This is a genomic window from Bacillus sp. Nf3, assembly GCF_003028545.1.
Lineage (GTDB): Bacteria > Bacillota > Bacilli > Bacillales > Bacillaceae > Bacillus > Bacillus safensis.
The window spans coordinates 1-611 of record NZ_PYUA01000060.1 but is presented as its reverse complement, the minus strand read 5'-3'; the positions used below and the strand labels follow the sequence as shown (position 1 = coordinate 611).

1 protein-coding gene is annotated in these 611 nt (G+C 66.1%); it reads right to left on the bottom strand.

The window, feature by feature from the left end:
• Positions 1-611 (bottom strand): TonB-dependent receptor domain-containing protein (locus tag C9414_RS20845; RefSeq protein ID WP_142398074.1); only part of this gene is annotated, 611 nt, incomplete at both ends.

Here is a 611-nt window from a genome sequence, read left to right as displayed (position 1 = left end):
AGCGGGATCAGCGAGGTACAGCCACGACCGCCGGACTGGGTGGCGGCATTGGGCGAATTCTCGGTCAGGCTCGGCGCGCGGAAGCCCTTGGAGACGCCACCGCGGATCGTCCACTGCTCGGCCGGGTGCCAGACCAGGTAGGCACGCGGGCTGACGTGGCCGCCGAATTTCTCGTGGTGGTCCAGGCGTGCGCCCAGGGTCAGTGCCAGGGTGCGGTGCAGCTTCAGTTCGTCTTCGACGAACAGGGCCCAGGTATCCACTTCCAGGCTGGAGCCATTGACCGGGTTGCCGGCGTAGTCGATCGGCGCGCGGCCGATGGTATCGGTGTTGGTCAGTTCCTGGCGCTTCCACTGGCCACCGACGGCGAACTGGTGCTCCACGCCCAGCGTGAACGGCGTGGTCAGGCTGCCTTCGATGATGGTGTCGGTGGCCTCGGAGCGGCCGGTCGCGCCGATGTCATTCTTGTACTCGGTCCAGTACGCACTGATCCTGGAGGTGCCGAAGCTCCACGTGCCATCGTGATTGAGTGCCAGCGAGCTGCGCTTGAGTTCACTGGCTCCCCAGGCACCTTCGTCCTGCTGCTCCAGCGCGGTGTCGATGAAGGCCTGCTG